At 75.3% G+C, this 1,824-nt stretch carries 2 protein-coding genes; both read left to right on the plus strand.

Annotation, left to right across the window (positions count from 1 at the left end; translation table 11 throughout):
• A partial coding sequence (locus K0M70_RS02830) for a response regulator transcription factor (RefSeq protein ID WP_290779002.1) occupies window positions 1-728 on the plus strand: 728 nt, incomplete at its 5' end.
• Window positions 725-1,824, plus strand: a 1,100-nt coding sequence (locus K0M70_RS02835) for a CHASE3 domain-containing protein (RefSeq protein WP_290779005.1), incomplete at its 3' end; no start/stop codon positions are given. The genes K0M70_RS02830 and K0M70_RS02835, both read left to right, overlap by 4 nt.

Genomic DNA, 1,824 nt, shown 5'->3' on the forward strand with positions numbered 1-1,824 from the left:
CCCCCCCCTTCGCCGCGGGGCCCCCGGCCGGCCCCCGGCACGCCGACAGCCAACGCCTGCTGCGCGGCCTGGGCCAGGCGGCCCAGTGCGTGCTGGCCGCCCGCGACCCGGCCGAGCTCGCCGGCGAGCTGCTTTCCCTGGCGGCCGGACTCGCCGGCAGCCGCACGGGCGCCGTGCTGGGCAAGACCGCCGCCGGTGTGCGCGTGATCGCGGCGCTGGGCGGTGCACGCCCGGTGGGCGCCACCGTGCCGGGAGCCGCGGCCTGGCCGGCCCTGCGCGCGGTGGCCGGACCGGCGTCGGCGACGCGCCCGGCCCTGTCCGACTGGTGCCTGGACCCGCAGCCGAGGACCGGGCTGGACTGGCTGGGAAGCATCGGCGGCCCCGGCGGCCGTCGCGGACTGTTGATACTGCGTTTGGACGCGGCGCCGGCCGAATCCCTCGACCAGGCGCTGTGCGCGCTCGCGGCCATCTTGGCCGCGGCCATCGCTACCGCGCCGGCCCGGCGGCCAAGCCGGCGCCAGGACGCCCGCCACGAAGCCCTGACGGCTCGCGAGCGGCAGGTGCTGGCCCTGCTTCCGCGCGGGCTCAGCAACCCTGAACTGGCGGCCGCCCTGGGCGTGGCCCCGGCCACCATCAAGACCCATGTCGAGGGCATCCTGCGCAAACTGCAGTGCCGCGACCGGACACAGGCGGCGGTGCTGGCGGTGGAACGGGGCTGGGCGGCATGACCCGCGCCTGGGACAACCTGGCGCTGCGGCGCAAAACCGTGGCGGTGGTGGCCGGCCCGCTGCTGCTGCTGTTCGGGTCGGTGTTCGCGATCTACCTGCTTGAACGCCAGACCGCCCGCGCCGAGGCCGACGTGCGCGACACCCTGGCCGTGGTGTCCGACCTGCATGAGGCGCACAGCCTGCTGGCCGAAACCGCGGCGGCCGTGCGCGGCTATCTGCTGGTGCGGGAAGACAACTTCCTGGACCCCTACCGCATCGCCGAGCCCCGGCTGATCCAGGTGGTCGAACGACTTTCGCAAAGGACCGCGCGCGGTCCGCGGGCCCAGCGGTTCGCGGCGCTGCTGCCGCTGTTCGAGGAAAAAATGGCGGGCTGGCGGGAGATCCTCGCCAGCGGTGGCGATGCCAACGACGAGCCCGTTCGCAGCCGCCTGGTGGAGGGCAAGGCCACGCTGGACGTGCTGCGCACCGAGCTGCGGGTGCTGGGTGAGCTCGAGCGCAGCCAGCTGGCCCAGCGCAGCGACGCCGCAGCCGCCCTGCGCCAGCGCAACCTGGCCGTCACCCTGGCGGTGGCTACGCTGGCGGGACTGGGCGCGGTGCTGGCTGCGGCCGGGTTGGCCAGCAGCCTGTCGCGGCGGCTGCGGCGGCTGGCGTGGGAAGCGGACCGGCTGGGCGAGGGGCTGCCGCCGGGCGGTGAACGGGTCGCCGGCGATGAAGTCGGGCAGGTGGCGCTGCGGCTTCGCGAGGCCGGCGGACTGCTGCAGTCGCGCGCCCGCCAGCTCGACGACGCGCGGCGCCAGGCCGAGGACGCCAACCGCGCCAAGACCGAATTCCTGTCGCGCATGAGCCACGAACTGCGGACGCCCCTCAACGCCATCCTGGGCTATGCCCAGCTGCTGTCCGGCGAGGCCCAGGAGCGAGCCGGGCGCTTTGCCGGCCACATCGAAGTGGCGGGCCGCCACCTGCTGGCCCTGATCACCGAGATGCTGGACGTGGGCGGCATAGAGGCCGGCACGCTGGCGGTGGTCTACCCGCCCGGGCGGGTGGCGGCCGCGGTGCGTGTAGCCCATACCCTGATCTCGCCGCAGCCCCACCCGCC

This window comes from Arenimonas sp. (assembly GCF_019459675.1).
Taxonomy (GTDB): domain Bacteria; phylum Pseudomonadota; class Gammaproteobacteria; order Xanthomonadales; family Xanthomonadaceae; genus Arenimonas.